Raw genomic sequence first — 16,962 nt, 5'->3', positions numbered from 1 at the left:
CATTGTCGCAGCCCTAGGCTGGGCGCATGGAAACCGGGACAACGGGTGGGACGAGTCGGCCCGAGTGGGTGGGGCTGCCCGGCGGGCTGCTCACCCTGCGGCGGCTGCTGCTGGTGATCTGGACGACGCTGCTCACGGCGGTGACGGCGCTGGTCCTCGGCCTGACGGCCGGTCCGGCGTGGGCGGCGCTCGCCGCGCTCTGGCCGGCCGTGCTGGTGTGGGGCTGGGTGCTGCTGGGGCGGAACTGGCGGTCCTGGCGGTACGCGGAGCGCGCGGACGACCTGCTGATCAGCCGGGGGGTGCTGTGGCGGGAGGAGACCGTGGTGCCGTACGGCCGGATGCAACTGGTCGAGGTCACCTCGGGCCCGCTGGAGCGGCGCTTCGGGCTGGCCTCCGTCCAGCTGCACACGGCCGCGGCCGCGACGGACGCGAAGATCCCGGGGCTGGTGCCCGGGGAGGCGGAGCGGCTGCGCGACCGGCTGACCGAGCTCGGCGAGGCAAGGTCGGCGGGCCTGTGACCGCGCTTCCGACGGGCGGCGACGCGATGGCGCCCGAGCCGGCGGTGCCGGGGCCGGCGGGGTCCGGGCTGGTGGAGCCGGGGCCGGCGGGCGGCGGGGCCGGGGAGGGGGCGGGGCCGGGCGGGGAGCGGCGGCTGCATCCGTTCACCCCGTTGCGGCGGGCCTGGGTGCCGATCGCGGCGACCCTCGGCGTGATCGTCCAGCAGGGCGACCGGGCCGGCGAGTGGATAGCCGACCTGTCCGCCCTGCTGCGCGTCCTCACCCTGCTCGCGCTGGTCCTCGTCTTCGGCGTGTACGGCTTCCTGAGCTGGTGGTTCACGCACTTCTCGGTCACCGACACCGAACTGCGCATCCGCACCGGCCTCCTCTTCCGCCGCACCGCGCACATCCGCCTCGACCGGCTCCAGGCGGTGGACGTCACCCGCCCGCTGCTGGCCCGGCTCACCGGCGTGGCCTCGCTGCGGCTCGACGTCATCGGCACCGACGACAAGGACGAGCTGGCCTTCCTCGGTGAGAAGGAGGCCGTGGCGCTGCGCGCCGAACTCCTCGCCCGGGCCGCCGGTTTCGCCCCCGAGGAGGCGGTCCGGCTGGGCCAGGCCCCCGAACGCGAGCTGCTGCGCGTCCTGCCCCGCGACCTCGCCGTGTCACTGCTGCTGAGCCTGAGCGTCCTGGCGGCGCTGGCCGGCGGGATCGCGGCGCCGGTGTTCGTGTGGTGGATCAGCTCCAGCCCGTGGGCGGCCGTCGTCGCGCTGCTCCCGATGCTCGGAGCGGTCTGGGCGGGCAGCGCCGGCCGGTTCCTCACCGAGTACGACTGGACGGTCGCCGAGTCCCCCGACGGGCTGCGCCTGGACCACGGGCTGCTCGACCGGGCGCACGAGACCGTGCCCCCGGGGCGGGTGCAGACCGTACGGATCGTGGAGCCGCTGCTGTGGCGGCGGCGGGGGTGGGTCCGGGTGGAGCTCGCGGTGGCCGGCACGAAGAACGACGTCCTGGTCCCGGTCGCCTCCCGGGAAGCCGCGTACGCGGTGGTCGCGCGGGTGCTGCCGGGGGTGGACCTGACCGCCCTGGAGTTCACGGGCGCGCCCGCGGCCGGATCGCGCTGGGTGGTGCCGGTGTGGTGGAAGGGGTACGCGCTGGCCGTGTCGCCGGAGGTGTTCGCCGCGCGCCGCGGCCGGCTGTGCCGCCGGACGGAGATCGTCCCGCACGCCAAGGTGCAGAGCGTCCGGCTGTCCCAGGGGCCCTGGGAGCGGGCCCGCGGGGTGGCCGACGTCCGCGTCGACACCGGCGCCAACGGCACCGTCACGGCGCGGCTGCGCGCGGCGGCCGAGGCGGCGGAGCTGCTGTACGCGCAGGCCGCCCGCTCCCGCACCTCCCGGGCCTCGGCCCGCCCGGACCGCTGGATGACGTGACGCGACGTGACGCGACGGGCGGGCCGGGCGGGGCCGGGTGGGCCCGGCCCTACGCCCCCGGGCCGCCGCCCGCGCGGACCAGGCCCGTCTCGTAGGCGAGGACCACGACCTGGACGCGGTCGCGCAGGCCGAGCTTGGTCAGGATGCGGCCCACGTGCGTCTTGACCGTCGCCTCCGACAGCACCAGCCGCGCCGCGATCTCGCCGTTCGACAGGCCCTGGGCGACGAGCAGCATGACCTCGCGCTCGCGCTCCGTCAGCCGCTCGACCTCCTTGTTCTTCGGCTCCTGCGTGGTCGTCGGCAGCATCGGCGCGAACCGGTCCAGCAGCCGCCGCGTCGTGGACGGGGCGACGACCGCGTCGCCGCTGTGCACGGAGCGGATCGCAGCGAGCAGTTCGGCCGGCGGCACGTCCTTCAGCATGAAGCCGCTGGCCCCGGCCTTCAGGCCGGAGAAGGCGTACTCGTCCAGGTCGAAGGTGGTCAGGATGATCACCTTCGGGTGCTCCTCCGGCTCGCAGATCCGCCGTGTCGCCTCGACCCCGTCGAGCTTCGGCATGCGGACGTCCATCAGCACCACGTCCACCTTCGTGGCCCGCAGCACCTCCAGCGCCTCCAGGCCGTTGCCCGCCTCGGCGACGACCTCCATGTCCGGCTGGGCGGCGAGCACCATCCGGAAGCCGGTGCGCAGCAGCACCTGGTCGTCGACGAGCATCACTCGGATGGACATCAGTTACCTCGTCCTCTTCAACTCTTCTTCAGGGGAAGCAGTGCGCTGATCCGGAAGCCGCCGCCGGGCCGCGGCCCGGTGTCCAGGGTTCCGCCGACCATACCGATCCGCTCGCGCATGCCGATCAGGCCGTGCCCGGCGCCGTCCGCGCCGCCGTCCTCGTACAGCTCGTGGGCCGCGCCGCGCCCGTCGTCCTCGATCAGCAGGCCCAGGCCGTCGTCGAAGTAGACCAGCCGGACGCTGGCCCTGGCGTCGGGGCCGCCGTGCTTGCGGGTGTTGGTCAGCGCCTCCTGCACGATCCGGTACGCCGTCAGCTCGACGCCGGTGGGGAGCTTGCGCGGGGCGCCCTCGACCTCGAAGTCCACGTCCAGCCCGGCGGCCCGTACCTGTTCGACCAGGAACTCGATCTGCTCGACGTCCGGCTGCGGCACGTAGTCCTCGGACTCCTGCGGCTCGCCGGTGCGCAGCACGCCCAGCAGGCGGCGCATCTCGGCGAGGGCCTGGCGGCCGGTGCCGGAGATGGTCTGGAGGGCCTCCTTGGCCTGGTCGGGGGCGACGTCCATGACGTACGCGGCCCCGTCGGCCTGGACCACCATCACCGACACGTTGTGGGCGACGACGTCGTGCAGCTCGCGGGCGATCCGGGCCCGCTCGGCGGCGACCGCCACCTTGGCCTGGGCCTCGCGCTGGTTCTCCAGCCGTTCGTTGCGCTCGATGAGCTGGGCGTAGTAGGCCCGGCGGGTGCGCAGGGAGTCGCCCATCACCCAGGCGAGGGCGAAGGGGACGATGACGAACAGGGTGAAGAGGACCTCGTCGGTGGTGCCGGAGCCCTTGTCCACGCCGAAGCGCAGGAAGTAGAGCGGGGAGGCCAGCAGGCCGGCGCCCAGTGCGGTGCGCGAGACCCAGCGCGGGACGTCGCCGGCGGCCACGGTGAAGAGGATGACGAGCATGGCGAAGTCGGCGAACTGTGCGGGGATGCCGAGGACCAGCTGGTAGAGGCCCGCGCCGAGGGTCAGCCAGAACGCCGGCCGGGTCCACTTGCGGCGCAGGGCGACGACGGCGCTCATGGCCAGGGCCACCGGGACCGAGGCGAAGCGCAGGGTGGTGCTCGTGCTCAGCGTCGCCACGTTCAGCAGGGACAGGCCGCAGAAGAAGACGGCCCAGAAGCTGTCGACGCCCGTGGGGTGTCTGCGGAGGAAGTCGTAGAGGCGCTGCACGTAACCCAGAGTAGGGAAAGGAGATAGGTGCTGGAGTCAACCACAGGTGCGACCTTGCGCCGGGGGCGTACTCCCGAAGGTGGAGGGTGAGCCTAGCCTGTGCGCAATGAGTGCTGAGAGCGAGTCCGCGGGCCCGGTGCGCTGGCGTGCGGCGATGGAGGCCGCGCTGTACGGCCCCGACGGTTTCTACGTGCGCCGGGGCGGCCCGGGCCCGGCCGGACACTTCCGTACCTCGGTGCACGCCTCCGGGCTGTACGCGGGCGCGGTGGCCCGGCTGCTGCTGTGGGTGGACGCCGAGCTCGGCCGTCCGGCGGGGCTGGACCTGGTGGACGTGGGGGCCGGGCGCGGGGAACTGCTGACCGGGGTGCTCGCCGCGCTGCCCGCGGAGGTGGCGGCGCGGGTGCGCCCCCGCGCGGTGGAGCGGGCGGAGCGTCCGGCGGGGCTGGACCCGCGGATCGTCTGGGCGCCGGCCCCGCCCGAGCGGACGACGGGGCTGCTGTTCGCCAACGAGTGGCTGGACAACGTCCCGCTGGAGGTCGCGGAGGACGGGCGCTACGTGCTGGTCGCGCCCGACGGTGCGGAGAGCCCCGGCGGCCCGCTGGAGGCCGCGGACCGGGCCTGGCTGGAGCGCTGGTGGCCGGGCGGCGGCCGGGCCGAGATCGGCCGGCCGCGCGACGAGGCCTGGGCGGCGGCCGCGGGGAGCGTGGAGCGGGGGCTGGCGGTGGCCGTGGACTATGCCCACACCCGGGCGACGCGGCCCCCGTACGGCACGCTGACGGGCTTCCGGGCGGGCCGGGAGGTCGCGCCCGTCCCGGACGGCGGCTGCGACGTCACCGCCCACGTGGCCCTGGACGCCTGCGCGGGCCCCGGCGCGGTGCTGCTGACCCAGCGGGAGGCGCTGCGCTCGCTCGGCGTCTCGGGCGCGCGGCCCCCGCTGGCGCTGGCGACGACCGACCCGGCGGCCTACGTACGGGCCTTGGCCGCGGCCGGGGAGGCGGCGGAGCTGACGTCGGCGACCGGGCTGGGCGCGTTCGGCTGGCTGGTCCAGCCGGTCGGGATCCCGGCGTGGCCGGGGGACGGCGGGGGCTGAGGGAGGGGCGGCCGGTGCGGGGAGGGCCGGCCGGCTCGGGCGGGGACGCGGGGAGGGGCCGGGTCCCGTGGGATCCGGCCCCTCCGTGGTGCCCGGTGCGCTGTTACTGCTTGACCTCGTCGTGTCCCTGGTGCAGACCGCCGCCGGTGCCGCCGCCGGGGGTCGGCTTGGGCGCGGCCGGCTTCGTCAGCGGGGCGAGGTCGTAGGCGTAGTGGCCGACCGCGTCCGCGATGACGTCGACGTTGACGTCGAGCGCCTTCTGGTTGATGTTGGTGATGTCGTCACCCTTGCCGTGGTAGTTCACGTCGTAGGCGACACCGGCCTGTCCGCCGAACACGGCGGCCTCGGCCGCGGTCTTGATGCCCTCGGCGCCGGTGAAGGTGCCGCCGGAGGGGATGCCGACCTCGATGAAGGGGCCGTAGTCCGAGCGGCCGGAGAAGTCCGTGCCCGCGTGCGGGATCTTCTTCGAGTCGAGGAAGTCGGTGATGCCCTTCTCGATCTGGGCGGAGCCCGCCGGGCCGGGGCCCGAGCCGGTCGCGTCCGAGTCGTCGCCGTCGTAGACGAAGTAGGCGGCGTTGGGCGAGGCGATCATGTCGAAGTTCAGGTAGAGCTTGATCTGCTTCTTCTGCGCGTCGGTCAGCCCGGCGACGTACGCCTCGGAGCCGAGCAGGCCGAACTCCTCCGCCGACCACCAGGCGAACTTGACCTTGTTCTTGATCTTCGTCTGGCTGCTCGCGAGCCGCTGGGCGACCTGGAGGATGCCGGCCGAGCCGGAGCCGTTGTCGTTGATGCCCGGGCCCACCGCGACCGAGTCGAGGTGCGCGCCGAGGAAGACGGTGTTGTTCGCGTCGCCGCCGCGGGTCTCGGCGACGACGTTGTAGGTCTTGCGGTTCTCGCGCAGCTCGCGGATGTCGAGGGTGACCTCGACCGGCCCGGCCGCGGCCTCGGCGGCGAGCCGCTCGCCCTCGGCCTGGGTGACGCCGCCGGTGGGCACCTTGCCCGCGGCCGGGTCGCCGAGGGTGCCGTTGAGGGCGCCTTCGGTGTTGTTGTAGATGATCGCGCCGACCGCGCCGGCCGCCGCCGCGTTCTCCTGCTTCACCGCGAAGGTGCAGCCACCGCGCTTGACGAGGGCGATCTTGCCGGTGAAGGCGCCGGCGGCGAAGTCGCCGGGCTCGCAGCCGTTCGTGCCGTCCGCGTCGACCGGGGCGACGGCGAGGCGCGCGGTGACGCCGTCCGCCGGGCCGCTCTTGGTGTACGTCATCAGGTGGATCGGGACGTCGCGCCCGGCGGAGCCGTTCACCGTGAGCTTCTCGGCGACGGTCTCGACGTACACGAAGTCGAACTCGTTCCTGGTCACCTTGTAGCCCGAGGCCCGCAGGACGGCCTCGACGTAGAGGGCCGACTGCTGGTGGCCCTTGGAGCCGGCCACGCGGGTGCCCTTGTTGTAGTCGGCGATCGCCTGGAACACCTTCAGGTGGTTGTTGGCGCCCTTGCCGGTCGCCTCCTTGACCAGTTTCCCGGCGAGCGCGTCGCCCTTGGCGGCGTCGCTCTGCGGGCCGCCGGTGGCACCGGCCGGCCCGGCCAGGAGCAGGGGCGAGACGAGGGCCGCGGCTGCCAGGGCGGCGGTTGCTGCGGCTATACGGCGTGAGGGCATGAAGGTCCTTCCACGACAGACGAGCAGAGCAGGGCGGAGCTGGGCGTATCCGGGCACGGCGAAGCCGGGCGGTGGGGCGGTGGGACGGTCGCGGTGCACACGCGCGGGGCGCCGGTGGTCGCGCGGTGGTCGCACGTTAGACAGCAACGGGCCACTCTGGCCAGACCTTTCACTGCTTCCGGTTTATGAATTCCGTATATCGGAGAATTCGCGCCGTCCAGAACCGGCCACTGTCCGGCCGGTTTCGCGTCAGCGCAGGATGCCCTCGATGAAGTCCGTACCGATGCGGGCGACCGCCGGCAGGTCCAACTGGTGCTGGGAGTACCGGCCCTGGCGCCGCGTGTGCATCAGACCCGCCCGCTTCAGGACGGCCAGGTGCCGCGACACCTCCGGCGCGGTGATCCCGTACACGGCCGCGAGCTCGCTCGTCGTGTACGGGGCCCGGGCCAGGCTCCGGCAGAGCATCATCCGCATCGGGTGCGCCAGCGCCTCCATCCGGCGCTGGAGCAGCTCCACCGAGCCCGGCGAGGAGGCGGGTTCGGGGGAGCCGACCGGGTAGTGCACCACCGGCAGCCAGCCCGGTGCGTGCAGCACGAGCAGGTGCGGCCAGCCGAAGTCGGTCGGTACGAAGACCAGGCCGGTGCCTATTCGGGGGTCGGTGGCGCTGGTCGAGCCGTGGACCATCTTGTCGGCGGTGATCGTGGTGAGCGACGGGTCCACGCTGAGGGCCGCCGAGACCTCCTTCAGGGCGGCCGGCAGCCCCTTGCGGCGCAGCACCTCGGTCTTGTGGCGGGCGTCGGCGCTCTGGGCCGGCTCGATGCGCCGCCAGGTCTCGCCGAAGAACGCCTCGTCGCAGTCCTCCAGCAGCCGCCGCATCCACACCCGTACGGCGGCCGTGTCGTCCAACAGCCTGGCCGAGAACTCCAGCGGGCGCGGCCCGCGGGCGGCCGCGGCCTCCAGGGCCCTGGCCCGCGCGGCCGGGTCGCGCAGCGGGGAGCGGCCGCCGCCCCCGTTGTAGAGGCCCGGCCGGCAGTCCTCCAGGGCGGCCATCACGAACTGCTCGTCGTCCATCCGGTCGAGCACGTCGAGCTCGCCGGCGAGGGTCGCGGCGGGGCGGCCGGTGCCGCCGGGGGTGCCGGCGAAGGCCATGAAGATGTCGGAGAAGGAGCTGCGCCACAGGAACTCGGCCTCCAGCAGCCGCTCCGCGAGGCACGGGTCGAGCCCGGCGGCGGTGGCCGTGGTCCAGGAGGTCAGCCGGGGGTGGTGGGCGGGCTGCGAGAGCGCGTGCAGGGCCATGCACAACTCGGCCAGCGGCGAGGGCGCGAAGGTGATCCGCTCGGCGGGGAGACCGGAGATGTCGATGGTGACGCTCATCGGACCATCATGCCGGGCCGCCCGCCGGACCCGCCGCCGGAGCGCGCCCCGGGCACGGCCGTACGGCCTACGGGCGGCCGCCGGGGACCGTAGGGGACCGCCGCGGGCCGCCGTCGAAAGAACTTCGGGCATCGGTGTCGAGAACCCGTGGCCCGCTCCGTCCCCGGTGGTGAACGCGGCCACAATGGGCCGCACCCGAACCCAGGAGAACCACCATGGCCAAGTACCTGCTGCTCAAGCACTACCGCGGCGCCCCGGCGGCGGTCAACGACGTGCCCATGGACCGGTGGACGCCGGAGGAGATCTCGGCCCACGTGCAGTACATGAACGACTTCGCGGCCCGCCTCGAAGGGACCGGGGAGTTCGTCGACTCGCAGGCGCTCGCCCCCGAGGGGACCTTCGTCCGGTACGACGGAGAGGGCCGCCCGCCGGTCACCGACGGCCCCTTCGCGGAGACCAAGGACCTCATCGCGGGCTGGATGGTGATCGACGTCGACAGCCACGAGCGCGCCGTCGAACTGGCCGGGGAACTGTCCGCCGCCCCCGGAGCGGGCGGCCGGCCGATCCACGAGTGGCTGGAGCTGCGCCCCTTCCTCTCCGCGTGCCGCCCCACCGTCACGGAGTGACCCCCCGGATGGACGAGGCACTGCTCCGCGGCCTCACCCCCGGCGTGCTGGGCATCCTCGTCCGCCGCGGAGCCGACTTCGCGGCGGCCGAGGACGCCGTGCAGGACGCGCTGGTCGAGGCCGTCCGCGTCTGGCCGGCCGACCCGCCGCGCGACCCCAAGGGCTGGCTGGTCACCGTGGCCTGGCGCCGGTTCCTCGACGCGGCGCGCGCCGACACCGCCCGCCGCCGGCGCGAGGAGCTCGTCGAGGAGCCGCCGCCCGGCCCGGCGCCCGCGGCGGACGACACGCTCCGGCTGTACTTCCTGTGCGCCCACCCGTCGCTGACCCCGTCGTCGGCGGTCGCGCTCACCCTGCGGGCCGTCGGCGGGCTGACCACCCGGCAGATCGCCCGGGCCTACCTGGTGCCCGAGGCGACCATGGCGCAGCGCATCAGCCGCGCCAAGCGCACGGTCGCCGGCGTCCGCCTCGACCGGCCCGGCGACGTGGCCACCGTGCTGCGCGTGCTCTACCTGGTCTTCAACGAGGGCTACTCCGGCGACGTCGACCTCGCCGCCGAGGCCATCCGCCTCACCCGGCAGCTCGCGGCCCGCGTCGACCACCCCGAGGTGGCGGGCCTGCTCGCGCTCATGCTGCTCCACCACGCCCGGCGGGCGGCCCGCACCGCGCCCGACGGCAGCCTGGTGCCGCTCACCGAGCAGGACCGCGGACGGTGGGACACGGCGGCGATCACCGAGGGCGTGGCGGTGCTGCGGACGGCCCTCGCCCGCGACCGGCTGGGCGAGTTCCAGGCACAGGCCGCCATCGCGGCCCTGCACGCGGACGCGCGGACCGCGGGGGAGACCGACTGGGTGCAGTCGTCGAGTGGTACGACGAGCTGGCGCGGCTCACCGACAGCCCCGTCGTCCGGCTCAACCGCGCGGTGGCCGTCGGCGAGGCCGACGGGCCGCGGGCCGGGCTGGCCGCGCTCGCGGAGCTGGACGCGTCGCTGCCCCGGCACACCGCGGTGGCGGCCCACCTCCACGAGCGGGCCGGCGACCCGGCGACGGCGGCCCGGCTGTACGCCGAGGCGGCCCGCACGGCACCGAACCTCGCCGAACGCGACCACCTGACCCGCCGGGCCGCCCGGCTCAACGCCCTGCTCGGCGCCCCTCCCCGCCCGCCCCGCGCCGCCGATTGACGGCGCGCGTCAATCGGCGCGCGGAGCCCCGGGCGGCAGGCGGAGGCTGGGGTCATGACAGCGATCGAGCAGTACCTCCTCGACACCTGGCGGGCAGCGCAGCAGGACGCCCCGATGCCCCCGCCGCCGGGCCGGGGCGACCTCGCCGCACTGCGCGCGGTCCGGTCGCGGGCCCGCTTCCGCGCCGTCCTCGACGGCCGCAGCGCCGCCCACCCCTGGCGGGCCGCCGCCCGCCGTCTGCTGCGTCGCCCGCGGCCCTGCCGGCCGTGCTGAGCGCGCCCGGCGGGCCGCTGCGGACGGGGGCGGAGCGGGCGGGCGAACCGGCGGGGCCGGGAGGGGCGACCGGCCCGGTCGCCCCTCTCGGCCCCTGCCCCGGCTACTCGAAGTTGGGCGCGTTGCGCTCGTACACCAGCCGCAGGCCGATCAGGGTCAGCCACGGCTCGTGGTCGTCGATCACCGAGGACTCGCCCAGGACCATCGGCGCCAGCCCGCCCGTGGCGATGACCCGGACGTCGTCCGGGTCGCCGTGCGGACCCGCCAGCTCCTTCGCCATCCGGGCGACGACCCCGTCGACCTGGCCCGCGAAGCCGTAGACCACGCCCGACTGCATCGCCTCGACCGTGGACTTGCCGATCACATTGCGCGGACGGGCCAGCTCGATCTTCCGCAGCTGCGCGCCCCGTACGCCGAGGGCCTCCATCGAGATCTCGATGCCCGGGGAGATCACCCCGCCCACGTACTCGCCCTTCGCGGAGACCGCGTCGAAGGTCGTCGCCGTGCCGAAGTCCACGACGATCGCCGGACCCCCGTACAGCTCGACCGCCGCCACCGCGTTGATGATGCGGTCCGCGCCGACCTCCTTCGGGTTGTCCATGAGGATCGGCACGCCCGTCTTGATCCCCGGCTCCACCAGCACCGCGGGCACGTCCCCGTAATAGCGGCGGGTCACCTCGCGCAGCTCGTGCAGGACCGACGGCACCGTCGAGCAGATCGCGATGCCGTGGATGCCGTCGCCCAGCTCGGTGCCGAGCATCGGGTGCATCCCCATCAGGCCCTGCATGAGCACGGCCATCTCGTCGGCCGTGCGCCGCGGGTCGGTGGAGATGCGCCAGTGCTCGACGATCTCGTCACCGTCGAACAGGCCCAGGACCGTGTGGGTGTTGCCCACGTCGATGGTGAGGAGCACGGGTTACACCGCCTCGCGCAGATCGAGGCCGACGTCCAGGATGGGCGAGGAGTGGGTCAGGGCGCCCACCGCCAGGTAGTCCACGCCGGTCAGGGCGTAGTCGCGGGCGGAGTCCAGGGTGAGCCGGCCGGAGGACTCCAGGGTGGCCCGCCCGGCCACCAGGGCGACGGCCTCGGCGGTCTGCGCGACGGTGAAGTTGTCCAGCAGGATCAGGTCGGCGCCGGCCTCCAGCACCTCGCCGACCTGCTCCAGGGTGTCGACCTCGACCTCGATCGGCACGTCCGGGAAGGCCTCGCGCACGGCCGTGAAGGCCTGCGCGACGCCGCCCGCCGCCACCACGTGGTTGTCCTTGACCAGCGCCGCGTCGGACAGCGACATCCGGTGGTTGACGCCGCCGCCGCACCGCACCGCGTACTTCTCCAGCGACCGCAGGCCCGGCGTGGTCTTGCGGGTGTCGCGGACCTTGGCACCGGTGCCGTCCAGCGCGTCCGCCCAGCGCCGGGTCGCCGTCGCGATCCCCGACAGGCGGCACAGGACGTTCAGCGCGCTGCGCTCCGCCGTCAGCAGGTCGCGGGTGCGGGCGCGGACCGAGAGCAGCACCTGCCCGGCCTCGACGGTGTCGCCGTCCTCCGCGTGCCGCTCCACCTCGAAGGCCTCCGTGCAGACCACGGAGAAGACGGCCTCGGCGATGCGCAGCCCGGCCACGACGCCGTCCTCGCGCGCCACGAAGTCGGCGACCGCCTCGGCCTCTTCGGGCACCGTCGCGACGGTGGTCACGTCCACGCCGCCGTCCAGGTCCTCGGCGAGCGCCATGTGCGCGATGTCCTCGACCTCGATCGGGTCCAGGCCCGCGTCGGCGAGCAGCTCGGCCAGCGCCGGGTCGAGGCCGCTCTCCTCGCCGTCGCCGCAGCCGCAGTCGTCGCCGCAGCCGTCTTCGTTCTGGTCGATCAGGGGGAGTTCGGGGGTGGTCACGGTCACTGCTCCAGGCTCGGGTTGCTCAGGGGGTGTCGTACGGACGGGAAGTCCGCGGAGTCGGTGGGGACGACGACCAGCGCCCGCTTCTCGGTCGCCGACAGCCGGACGACCAGATGGCGGCGCCAGGCGGCGTCGTCCCGGTCCGGATGGTCCTCGCGCCAGTGGCAGCCGCGGGTCTCCATCCGTCGCCGGGCCGCCGCGACGAGCACCCGGGCCACGCACAGCAGGTTCGTGGCCTCCCAGGTGTCCACACCGGGCTCGGCGGTCTTGCCGTGCGCCGCCAGCCCGGTCAGGGCGGTGGCGTAGAGCGCTTCCAGGGCCTCGGCCGCCGCGGCCAGCGACGCGGCCGAGCGCAGCACGCCCGCGCCGTCCGTCATGATCCGCTGGACCTCGTACCGCGCCTCGGCGGGCTGCAGCGGGCCGGTCGCCGGGACCGGGACGCCCGGGCCGCTGCCGGCGGGCGGGTCCGCGACGATGTCCGCGGCGATCCGCTCGGCGAAGACCAGCCCCTCCAGCAGGGAGTTGGAGGCCAGCCGGTTGGCCCCGTGCACGCCGGTGCAGGCGACCTCGCCGCAGGCGTACAGGCCGGGGACGGTGGTCCGCCCGTGCAGGTCGGTCCGTACGCCGCCGGAGGCGTAGTGCGCGGCCGGCGCCACCGGGATCGGCTCCGTCACCGGGTCGATGCCGTGCGCGCGGCACGCGGCCAGGATGGTCGGGAAGCGGTGCTCCCACATCCGCGCGCCGAAGTGCCGGGCGTCCAGGTACATGTGCTGCGCGCCCTGCTCCTGCATGCGGCGCATGATGCCCTTGGCGACGATGTCCCGCGGTGCCAGCTCGCCGAGCTCGTGCTGCCCGGTCATGAACCGGACCCCGTCCGCGTCGACCAGGTGCGCCCCCTCGCCGCGGACCGCCTCCGACACCAGCGGCTGCTGCCCCTCGGCGTCCGGGCCGAGGAACAGCACCGTCGGGTGGAACTGCACGAACTCCAGGTCCGAGACCTCCGCCCCGGCGCGCAGCGCGAGCGCCACCCCGTCGCCGGTGGACACCGACGGGTTGGTGGTGGCGGAGAAGACCTGCCCCATGCCGCCGGTCGCCAGGATCACGGCGGGCGCGTGGACGGCGCCCACCCCGTCGTGCTGGCCCTCGCCCATGACGTGCAGGGTGACGCCGGCCGTACGGCCCCGCGCGTCCTGTAGCAGGTCCAGTACGAGCGCGTTCTCGACCGTCTCGATGCCCGCGGCCTGCACCGCTCCGACCAGCGCCCGGGAGATCTCGGCGCCCGTGGCGTCCCCGCCCGCGTGCGCGATCCGCCGCCGGTGGTGGCCGCCCTCGCGGGTCAGCTCGATCTCCCCGGTCTCCGAGGAGGTGTCGAAGACGGCGCCCGCGTCCATCAGCCGCCGCACCGCGCCCGGGCCCTCGGTGACGAGCAGCCGGACGGCCTCCTCGTCGCACAGGCCCGCGCCCGCGACCAGGGTGTCGTCCAGGTGCTGGTCGGGGGTGTCGCCCTCGCCCAGCGCCGCGGCGATGCCGCCCTGCGCCCAGCGGGTGGAGCCGTCGTCGAGACGGGCCTTGGTGACCACGACGGTCCGGCGGCCCGCGGCCGCGCAGCGCAGCGCGGCCGTCAGGCCCGCCACGCCGGAGCCCACGACCACGACGTCCGCGTCGAGGGACCAGCCGGGCGCCGGGGCGTGCAGCCGTATGCCGGTACCGCCTTCGGGGCGTGTGCCTGGGGTGCTCACGAGTGTGCTCCGAACTCCAATGGGATGTTGTCGATCAGCCGGGTCGCGCCGACCTTCGCGGCGACGGCCAGCACGGCCGGACCGGTGTAGCCGGGCCCGACCTCGGTGAAGTCCTGCGGGTCCACCAGCGCCAGGTAGTCCAGGGCGAGCGGCGGCTCGTGCCGGCCCGCCTCGGCCAGCACGTGCAGCGCGGCGCCCCGTACGGCGTCCGGCAGCCCGGCGCCCGCCGCCGACACGGCGTGGGCGTCCGCGGAGGCGCGGATCTCGCCGAGCCGGGCCAGGGCGCTCGCCCGCTCGTCGCTGGCCGGTGCGGCCGCGGCGCGGGCGCGCAGCGCGGCCTGCGCGGCGAGCCGGTCCCGGCCGGCGAACAGGGCGCGGGACAGGGCCAGCGCGGAGCGCCGCTCGGCGGCGGAGAGGTAGCGGTTGCGGGAGGACAGCGCGAGCCCGTCGGCCTCGCGGACGGTCGGTGCGCCGGCCACCTCGACGGGGAAGTTCAGGTCGGTGACCATGCGCCGGATCAGCGCCAGTTGCTGCGCGTCCTTCTGGCCGAAGAGGGCCAGGTCGGGGCGGGTGAGGTGGAGGAGCTTGGCGACGACGGTCAGCATCCCGTCGAAGTGCCCGGGCCGGGTGGCGCCTTCGAGGCGCTCGCCCATGGGCCCGGCGGTGATCCGCACCTGCGGGTCGCCGCCCGGGTAGACCTCGTCCACGGCGGGGGCGAACACGGCGTCGGCGCCGGCCGCCCCGGCGAGCGCGAGGTCGGCGTCGAGGGTGCGCGGGTAGCGGTCGAGGTCCTCGTTGGCCCCGAACTGCAGCGGGTTGACGAAGACGGTGACGACGACCTGGCCCCCGGGCCCGGCCTGCGCGCGGGCCGTACGGATCAGGGTGGCGTGGCCCTCGTGCAGGGCGCCCATGGTCATCACCACCGCGCGGCGGCCGGCGCGCGGCAGCGCGTGCAGCTCCGCGGCGGTGTGCAGCAGCAGCCCGCTCACCGCTCGCCGCCCTCGTCCGCGAGGACGCCGAGCAGGTCCTCGGCGAGCTCCGGCTTGAGCAGCCCGTGCGCCAGGGCCCGGTCCGCGGTGGTGCGGGCCATCGCGAGGTAGCCGGAGACGGCGGCGGGCGCGTGCCGGCGCAGCTCCGCGACGTGCGCGGCGACCGTACCGGCGTCGCCGCGGGCCACCGGGCCGGTCAGGGCCGCGTCGCCGGAGCGCAGGGCGTTGTCCAGGGCCGCGCCGAGCAGCGGGCCGAGCATCCGGTCGGGGTGCGCGACGCCGGCGGTGCGCAGCAGCTCCATCGACTGGGCGACCAGGGTGACCAGGTGGTTCGCGCCGAGGGCCAGGGCCGCGTGGTAGAGCGGACGGCTCTCCTCCGCGATCCACTCGGGCTCCCCGCCCATCTCGATGACCAGGGCCTCGGCGGCGAGCCGCAGCTCGTCGGGCGCGGTGATCCCGAAGGAGCAGCCGGCCAGGCGCTGCACGTCGACCTCGGTCCCGGTGAAGGTCATGACCGGGTGCAGGGCCAGCGGCAGCGCGCCGGCCCGGCGGGCGGGGTCCAGTACGGCGGTCCCGTACCGGCCGGAGGTGTGCACGAGGAGCTGGCCGGGCCGGACGGCGCCGGTCTCGGCGAGGCCCTGGACGAGGGCCGGCAGCGCGTCGTCGGGCACGGTGAGGAGGACCAGGTCGGCCCGCTCCAGCACCTGCGCGGGCGCCACCAGCGGGACGTCGGGCAGCAGGCGGGCGGCGCGGCGCACGGACGCGTCGGACACGCCGGAGACGGCGACGGGCCGGTGTCCGGCCTGCTGGAGCGCCCGGGCCAGCGCGGGGCCGACCCGCCCGGCTCCGACGACGCCGACGGCCAGCCGGGCAGGGCGGGGCTGCTGTGATGGATTCACGCGGGGAGGGCCTTCCGTTCCAGTCCGCGGGGGGTACCGGACGATACGTCGCCATGCTAGCCCCTGGGTCCCCGGGCCGGTCGGCGATGATCGGGCCCCATGAGCGAGCACACGGACGAGACGGAACGGACGAAGCGGCTGGTCGCGGCCTGGCGGGGGGCGGAGCACGCCCTTTCGCGGAGCCTGCTGGAGCCGACGGTCGGCGAACTGCTGGCAGAGCTGGCGCGGGCCCCCTACGCCATGGACCGGCCGGCCGACGTGTACGGCAACGGCGTGGTCGGCGAACTGGAGGAGCGGGTCGCGGGGCTGCTGGGCACCGAGGACGCGGCGTTCTTCCCGAGCGGCACGATGGCGCAGCAGGTCGCGCTGCGCTGCTGGGCGGGGCGGACCGGCAACCCGGTGGTGGCGCTGCACCCGATGAGCCACCCGGAGCGCTGGGAGGGGGACGCGCTGTCGGTGGTCTCCGGCCTGCGGACGGCGCACCCGACGGGGGAGCCGCGGCAGCCGACGGCGGCGGAGGTCGAGGGGCTCGCGGAGCCGTTCGGGACGCTGATGCTGGAGCTGCCCCTGCGGGACGCGGGCTTCCTCCTGCCGTCCTGGGAGGAGCTGGAGGCGCTGGCGGCCGCCGCCCGGGAGCGGGACGCGGTCGTGCACTTCGACGGGGCCCGGCTGTGGGAGTCCACCGTGCACTTCGGGCGCCCGCTGGCGGAGATCGCGGGGCTGGCGGACTCGGTGTACGTCTCCTTCTACAAGTCCCTCGGCGGGCTGAGCGGGGCGTGCCTGGCGGGGGCGCGGGAGTTCGTGGAGGAGACCCGGGTCTGGCGCCACCGGTACGGCGGCCAGGTCTTCCGGCAGTTCCCGCAGGCGCTCTCGGCGCTGGCCGGCCTGGACCGCGAGCTGCCGCGCCTGCCGTCGTACGTGGCACAGGCCCGGCTGGTGGCGGACGCCCTGCGGGAGGGCTTCGCGGCGGCCGGGACCCCCTGGTTCCGCATCCATCCGGAGGTGCCGCACACCCACCAGTTCCAGGTGTGGCTCCCGTACGGGCCGGACCGGCTGACGGAGGCGGGCCTGCGGCTGGCCGAGGACACCGGCCGGGTGCTCTTCCGCCGCTGGTCCGCGGACGGCCCGCCGGGCCTGTCCACGACGGAACTGGAGGTCACGGAACCGGGCCTGGCCTGGACCCGCGCCGACGTCCTGGAAGCCGTCACGGCCTTCACGGCCCGACTCGGCGACGCGCCCGCCCCGTAACGCCGGACCCGCGACACCCGGCGGCCCGGGGCCCCGGGCCCGCGGGGGCCCGCGACACCCGGGCGGCCGCCGTACCTCAGGTCCCGGAGCCCCCGGGCGTCACGTCCGTCCACGGCCGCCCCGCGCATGCGCCG

The 16,962-nt window shown here is 75.2% G+C and carries 15 protein-coding genes and 1 pseudogene; 7 read left to right on the top strand and 9 right to left on the bottom strand.

From position 1 onward, the window contains the following. The first annotated feature begins 26 nt into the window (after window positions 1-26). Both CP968_RS15095 and CP968_RS15090 read left to right on the top strand, forming a co-directional pair. Entirely contained in the window at window positions 27-518 is a 492-nt protein-coding gene (locus tag CP968_RS15095; RefSeq protein WP_150518505.1) for a PH domain-containing protein, read from the top strand. After that, window positions 515-1,927, top strand: a complete 1,413-nt coding sequence (locus CP968_RS15090; RefSeq protein ID WP_229886743.1) for a PH domain-containing protein — start codon at window positions 515-517, stop codon at window positions 1,925-1,927. Before CP968_RS15095 ends, CP968_RS15090 begins: the two co-directional genes overlap by 4 nt. Window positions 1,928-1,976: 49 nt before the next feature. Here CP968_RS15090 and CP968_RS15085 read toward each other — a convergent pair whose 3' ends face one another. Continuing rightward, window positions 1,977-2,654, bottom strand: a complete 678-nt coding sequence (locus tag CP968_RS15085) for a response regulator transcription factor (protein WP_150518504.1) — start codon at window positions 2,652-2,654, stop codon at window positions 1,977-1,979. A gap of 17 nt (window positions 2,655-2,671) precedes the next feature. Further along, window positions 2,672-3,871, bottom strand: a complete 1,200-nt coding sequence (locus CP968_RS15080; protein ID WP_150518503.1) for a sensor histidine kinase — start codon at window positions 3,869-3,871, stop codon at window positions 2,672-2,674. A gap of 106 nt (window positions 3,872-3,977) precedes the next feature. Between CP968_RS15080 and CP968_RS15075 the strand changes: the two genes are divergently transcribed. Continuing rightward, window positions 3,978-4,961 carry an SAM-dependent methyltransferase gene (locus CP968_RS15075; protein WP_150518502.1) on the top strand — a complete coding sequence of 328 codons (984 nt, stop codon included), beginning with the start codon at window positions 3,978-3,980 and terminating at the stop codon, window positions 4,959-4,961. A 103-nt stretch (window positions 4,962-5,064) separates the two neighbouring features. On the opposite strand, the gene CP968_RS15070 is transcribed toward CP968_RS15075, so the two are convergent. Together CP968_RS15070 and CP968_RS15065 are read right to left on the bottom strand one after the other, a co-directional pair. Further along, on the bottom strand, window positions 5,065-6,615 hold the full coding sequence (locus CP968_RS15070) for a M28 family metallopeptidase (protein WP_150518501.1): 1,551 nt from the start codon (window positions 6,613-6,615) through the stop codon (window positions 5,065-5,067). Window positions 6,616-6,864: 249 nt separating this feature from the next. Next, window positions 6,865-7,989 (bottom strand): DUF5937 family protein, encoded by a 1,125-nt coding sequence (locus CP968_RS15065; protein WP_150518500.1) that lies wholly within the window; start codon window positions 7,987-7,989, stop codon window positions 6,865-6,867. Between the two features lie 215 nt (window positions 7,990-8,204). Here CP968_RS15065 and CP968_RS15060 point away from each other — a divergent pair, with 215 nt between their 5' ends. The 3 genes and pseudogenes from CP968_RS15060 to CP968_RS15050 all read left to right on the top strand — a co-directional run bounded on the left by CP968_RS15060 (window position 8,205) and on the right by CP968_RS15050 (window position 10,065). Further along, window positions 8,205-8,615, top strand: a complete 411-nt coding sequence (locus tag CP968_RS15060; protein WP_150518499.1) for a YciI family protein — start codon at window positions 8,205-8,207, stop codon at window positions 8,613-8,615. A gap of 8 nt (window positions 8,616-8,623) precedes the next feature. After that, a pseudogene (locus CP968_RS15055) lies at window positions 8,624-9,792 on the top strand (RNA polymerase sigma factor). A gap of 54 nt (window positions 9,793-9,846) precedes the next feature. Continuing rightward, window positions 9,847-10,065 carry a hypothetical protein gene (locus CP968_RS15050; RefSeq protein ID WP_150518498.1) on the top strand — a complete coding sequence of 73 codons (219 nt, stop codon included), beginning with the start codon at window positions 9,847-9,849 and terminating at the stop codon, window positions 10,063-10,065. A 103-nt stretch (window positions 10,066-10,168) separates the two neighbouring features. Here the strand turns inward: CP968_RS15050 and CP968_RS15045 are convergent, their stop codons facing one another. From CP968_RS15045 to CP968_RS15025, 5 genes are read right to left on the bottom strand one after another with little or no spacing between them, the layout of a single operon-like run. Continuing rightward, window positions 10,169-10,978 carry a type III pantothenate kinase gene (locus tag CP968_RS15045; RefSeq protein ID WP_150518497.1) on the bottom strand — a complete coding sequence of 270 codons (810 nt, stop codon included), beginning with the start codon at window positions 10,976-10,978 and terminating at the stop codon, window positions 10,169-10,171. A gap of 3 nt (window positions 10,979-10,981) precedes the next feature. Further along, window positions 10,982-11,950 carry a carboxylating nicotinate-nucleotide diphosphorylase gene (gene nadC / locus CP968_RS15040; protein WP_150521926.1) on the bottom strand — a complete coding sequence of 323 codons (969 nt, stop codon included), beginning with the start codon at window positions 11,948-11,950 and terminating at the stop codon, window positions 10,982-10,984. Between the two features lie 2 nt (window positions 11,951-11,952). After that, complete coding sequence (locus tag CP968_RS15035) at window positions 11,953-13,692, bottom strand: L-aspartate oxidase (protein ID WP_150518496.1); 1,740 nt, start codon at window positions 13,690-13,692, stop codon at window positions 11,953-11,955. After that, a complete protein-coding gene (gene panC, locus CP968_RS15030) occupies window positions 13,689-14,681 on the bottom strand; it encodes a pantoate--beta-alanine ligase (RefSeq protein WP_150518495.1) in 993 nt (330 codons plus the stop codon). The genes CP968_RS15035 and panC overlap by 4 nt, the downstream gene beginning before the upstream one ends. Beyond that, window positions 14,678-15,580, bottom strand: a complete 903-nt coding sequence (locus CP968_RS15025; protein WP_150518494.1) for a Rossmann-like and DUF2520 domain-containing protein — start codon at window positions 15,578-15,580, stop codon at window positions 14,678-14,680. Before CP968_RS15025 ends, panC begins: the two co-directional genes overlap by 4 nt. A gap of 99 nt (window positions 15,581-15,679) precedes the next feature. On the opposite strand from CP968_RS15025, the gene CP968_RS15020 reads away from it, so the two are divergent. Continuing rightward, window positions 15,680-16,828 carry a threonine aldolase family protein gene (locus CP968_RS15020; RefSeq protein ID WP_150518493.1) on the top strand — a complete coding sequence of 383 codons (1,149 nt, stop codon included), beginning with the start codon at window positions 15,680-15,682 and terminating at the stop codon, window positions 16,826-16,828. The last annotated feature ends 134 nt before the right edge of the window (window positions 16,829-16,962 follow it).

The organism is Streptomyces subrutilus (assembly GCF_008704535.1).
Lineage (GTDB): Bacteria > Actinomycetota > Actinomycetes > Streptomycetales > Streptomycetaceae > Streptomyces > Streptomyces subrutilus.
Note: the sequence above shows the minus strand (reverse complement) of the source record. Positions and strands in the feature narration are given on the sequence as shown.

Coding starts and splice junctions, on each gene's coding strand:
- CP968_RS15070 (WP_150518501.1), bottom strand. CDS start 6,615: ATGCCCTCACGCCGTATAGCCGCAGCAACCGCCGCCCTGGCAGCCGCG.
- CP968_RS15085 (WP_150518504.1), bottom strand. CDS start 2,654: ATGTCCATCCGAGTGATGCTCGTCGACGACCAGGTGCTGCTGCGCACC.
- CP968_RS15075 (WP_150518502.1), top strand. CDS start 3,978: ATGAGTGCTGAGAGCGAGTCCGCGGGCCCGGTGCGCTGGCGTGCGGCG.
- CP968_RS15020 (WP_150518493.1), top strand. CDS start 15,680: ATGAGCGAGCACACGGACGAGACGGAACGGACGAAGCGGCTGGTCGCG.
- CP968_RS15060 (WP_150518499.1), top strand. CDS start 8,205: ATGGCCAAGTACCTGCTGCTCAAGCACTACCGCGGCGCCCCGGCGGCG.
- CP968_RS15095 (WP_150518505.1), top strand. CDS start 27: ATGGAAACCGGGACAACGGGTGGGACGAGTCGGCCCGAGTGGGTGGGG.
- CP968_RS15065 (WP_150518500.1), bottom strand. CDS start 7,989: ATGAGCGTCACCATCGACATCTCCGGTCTCCCCGCCGAGCGGATCACC.
- CP968_RS15050 (WP_150518498.1), top strand. CDS start 9,847: ATGACAGCGATCGAGCAGTACCTCCTCGACACCTGGCGGGCAGCGCAG.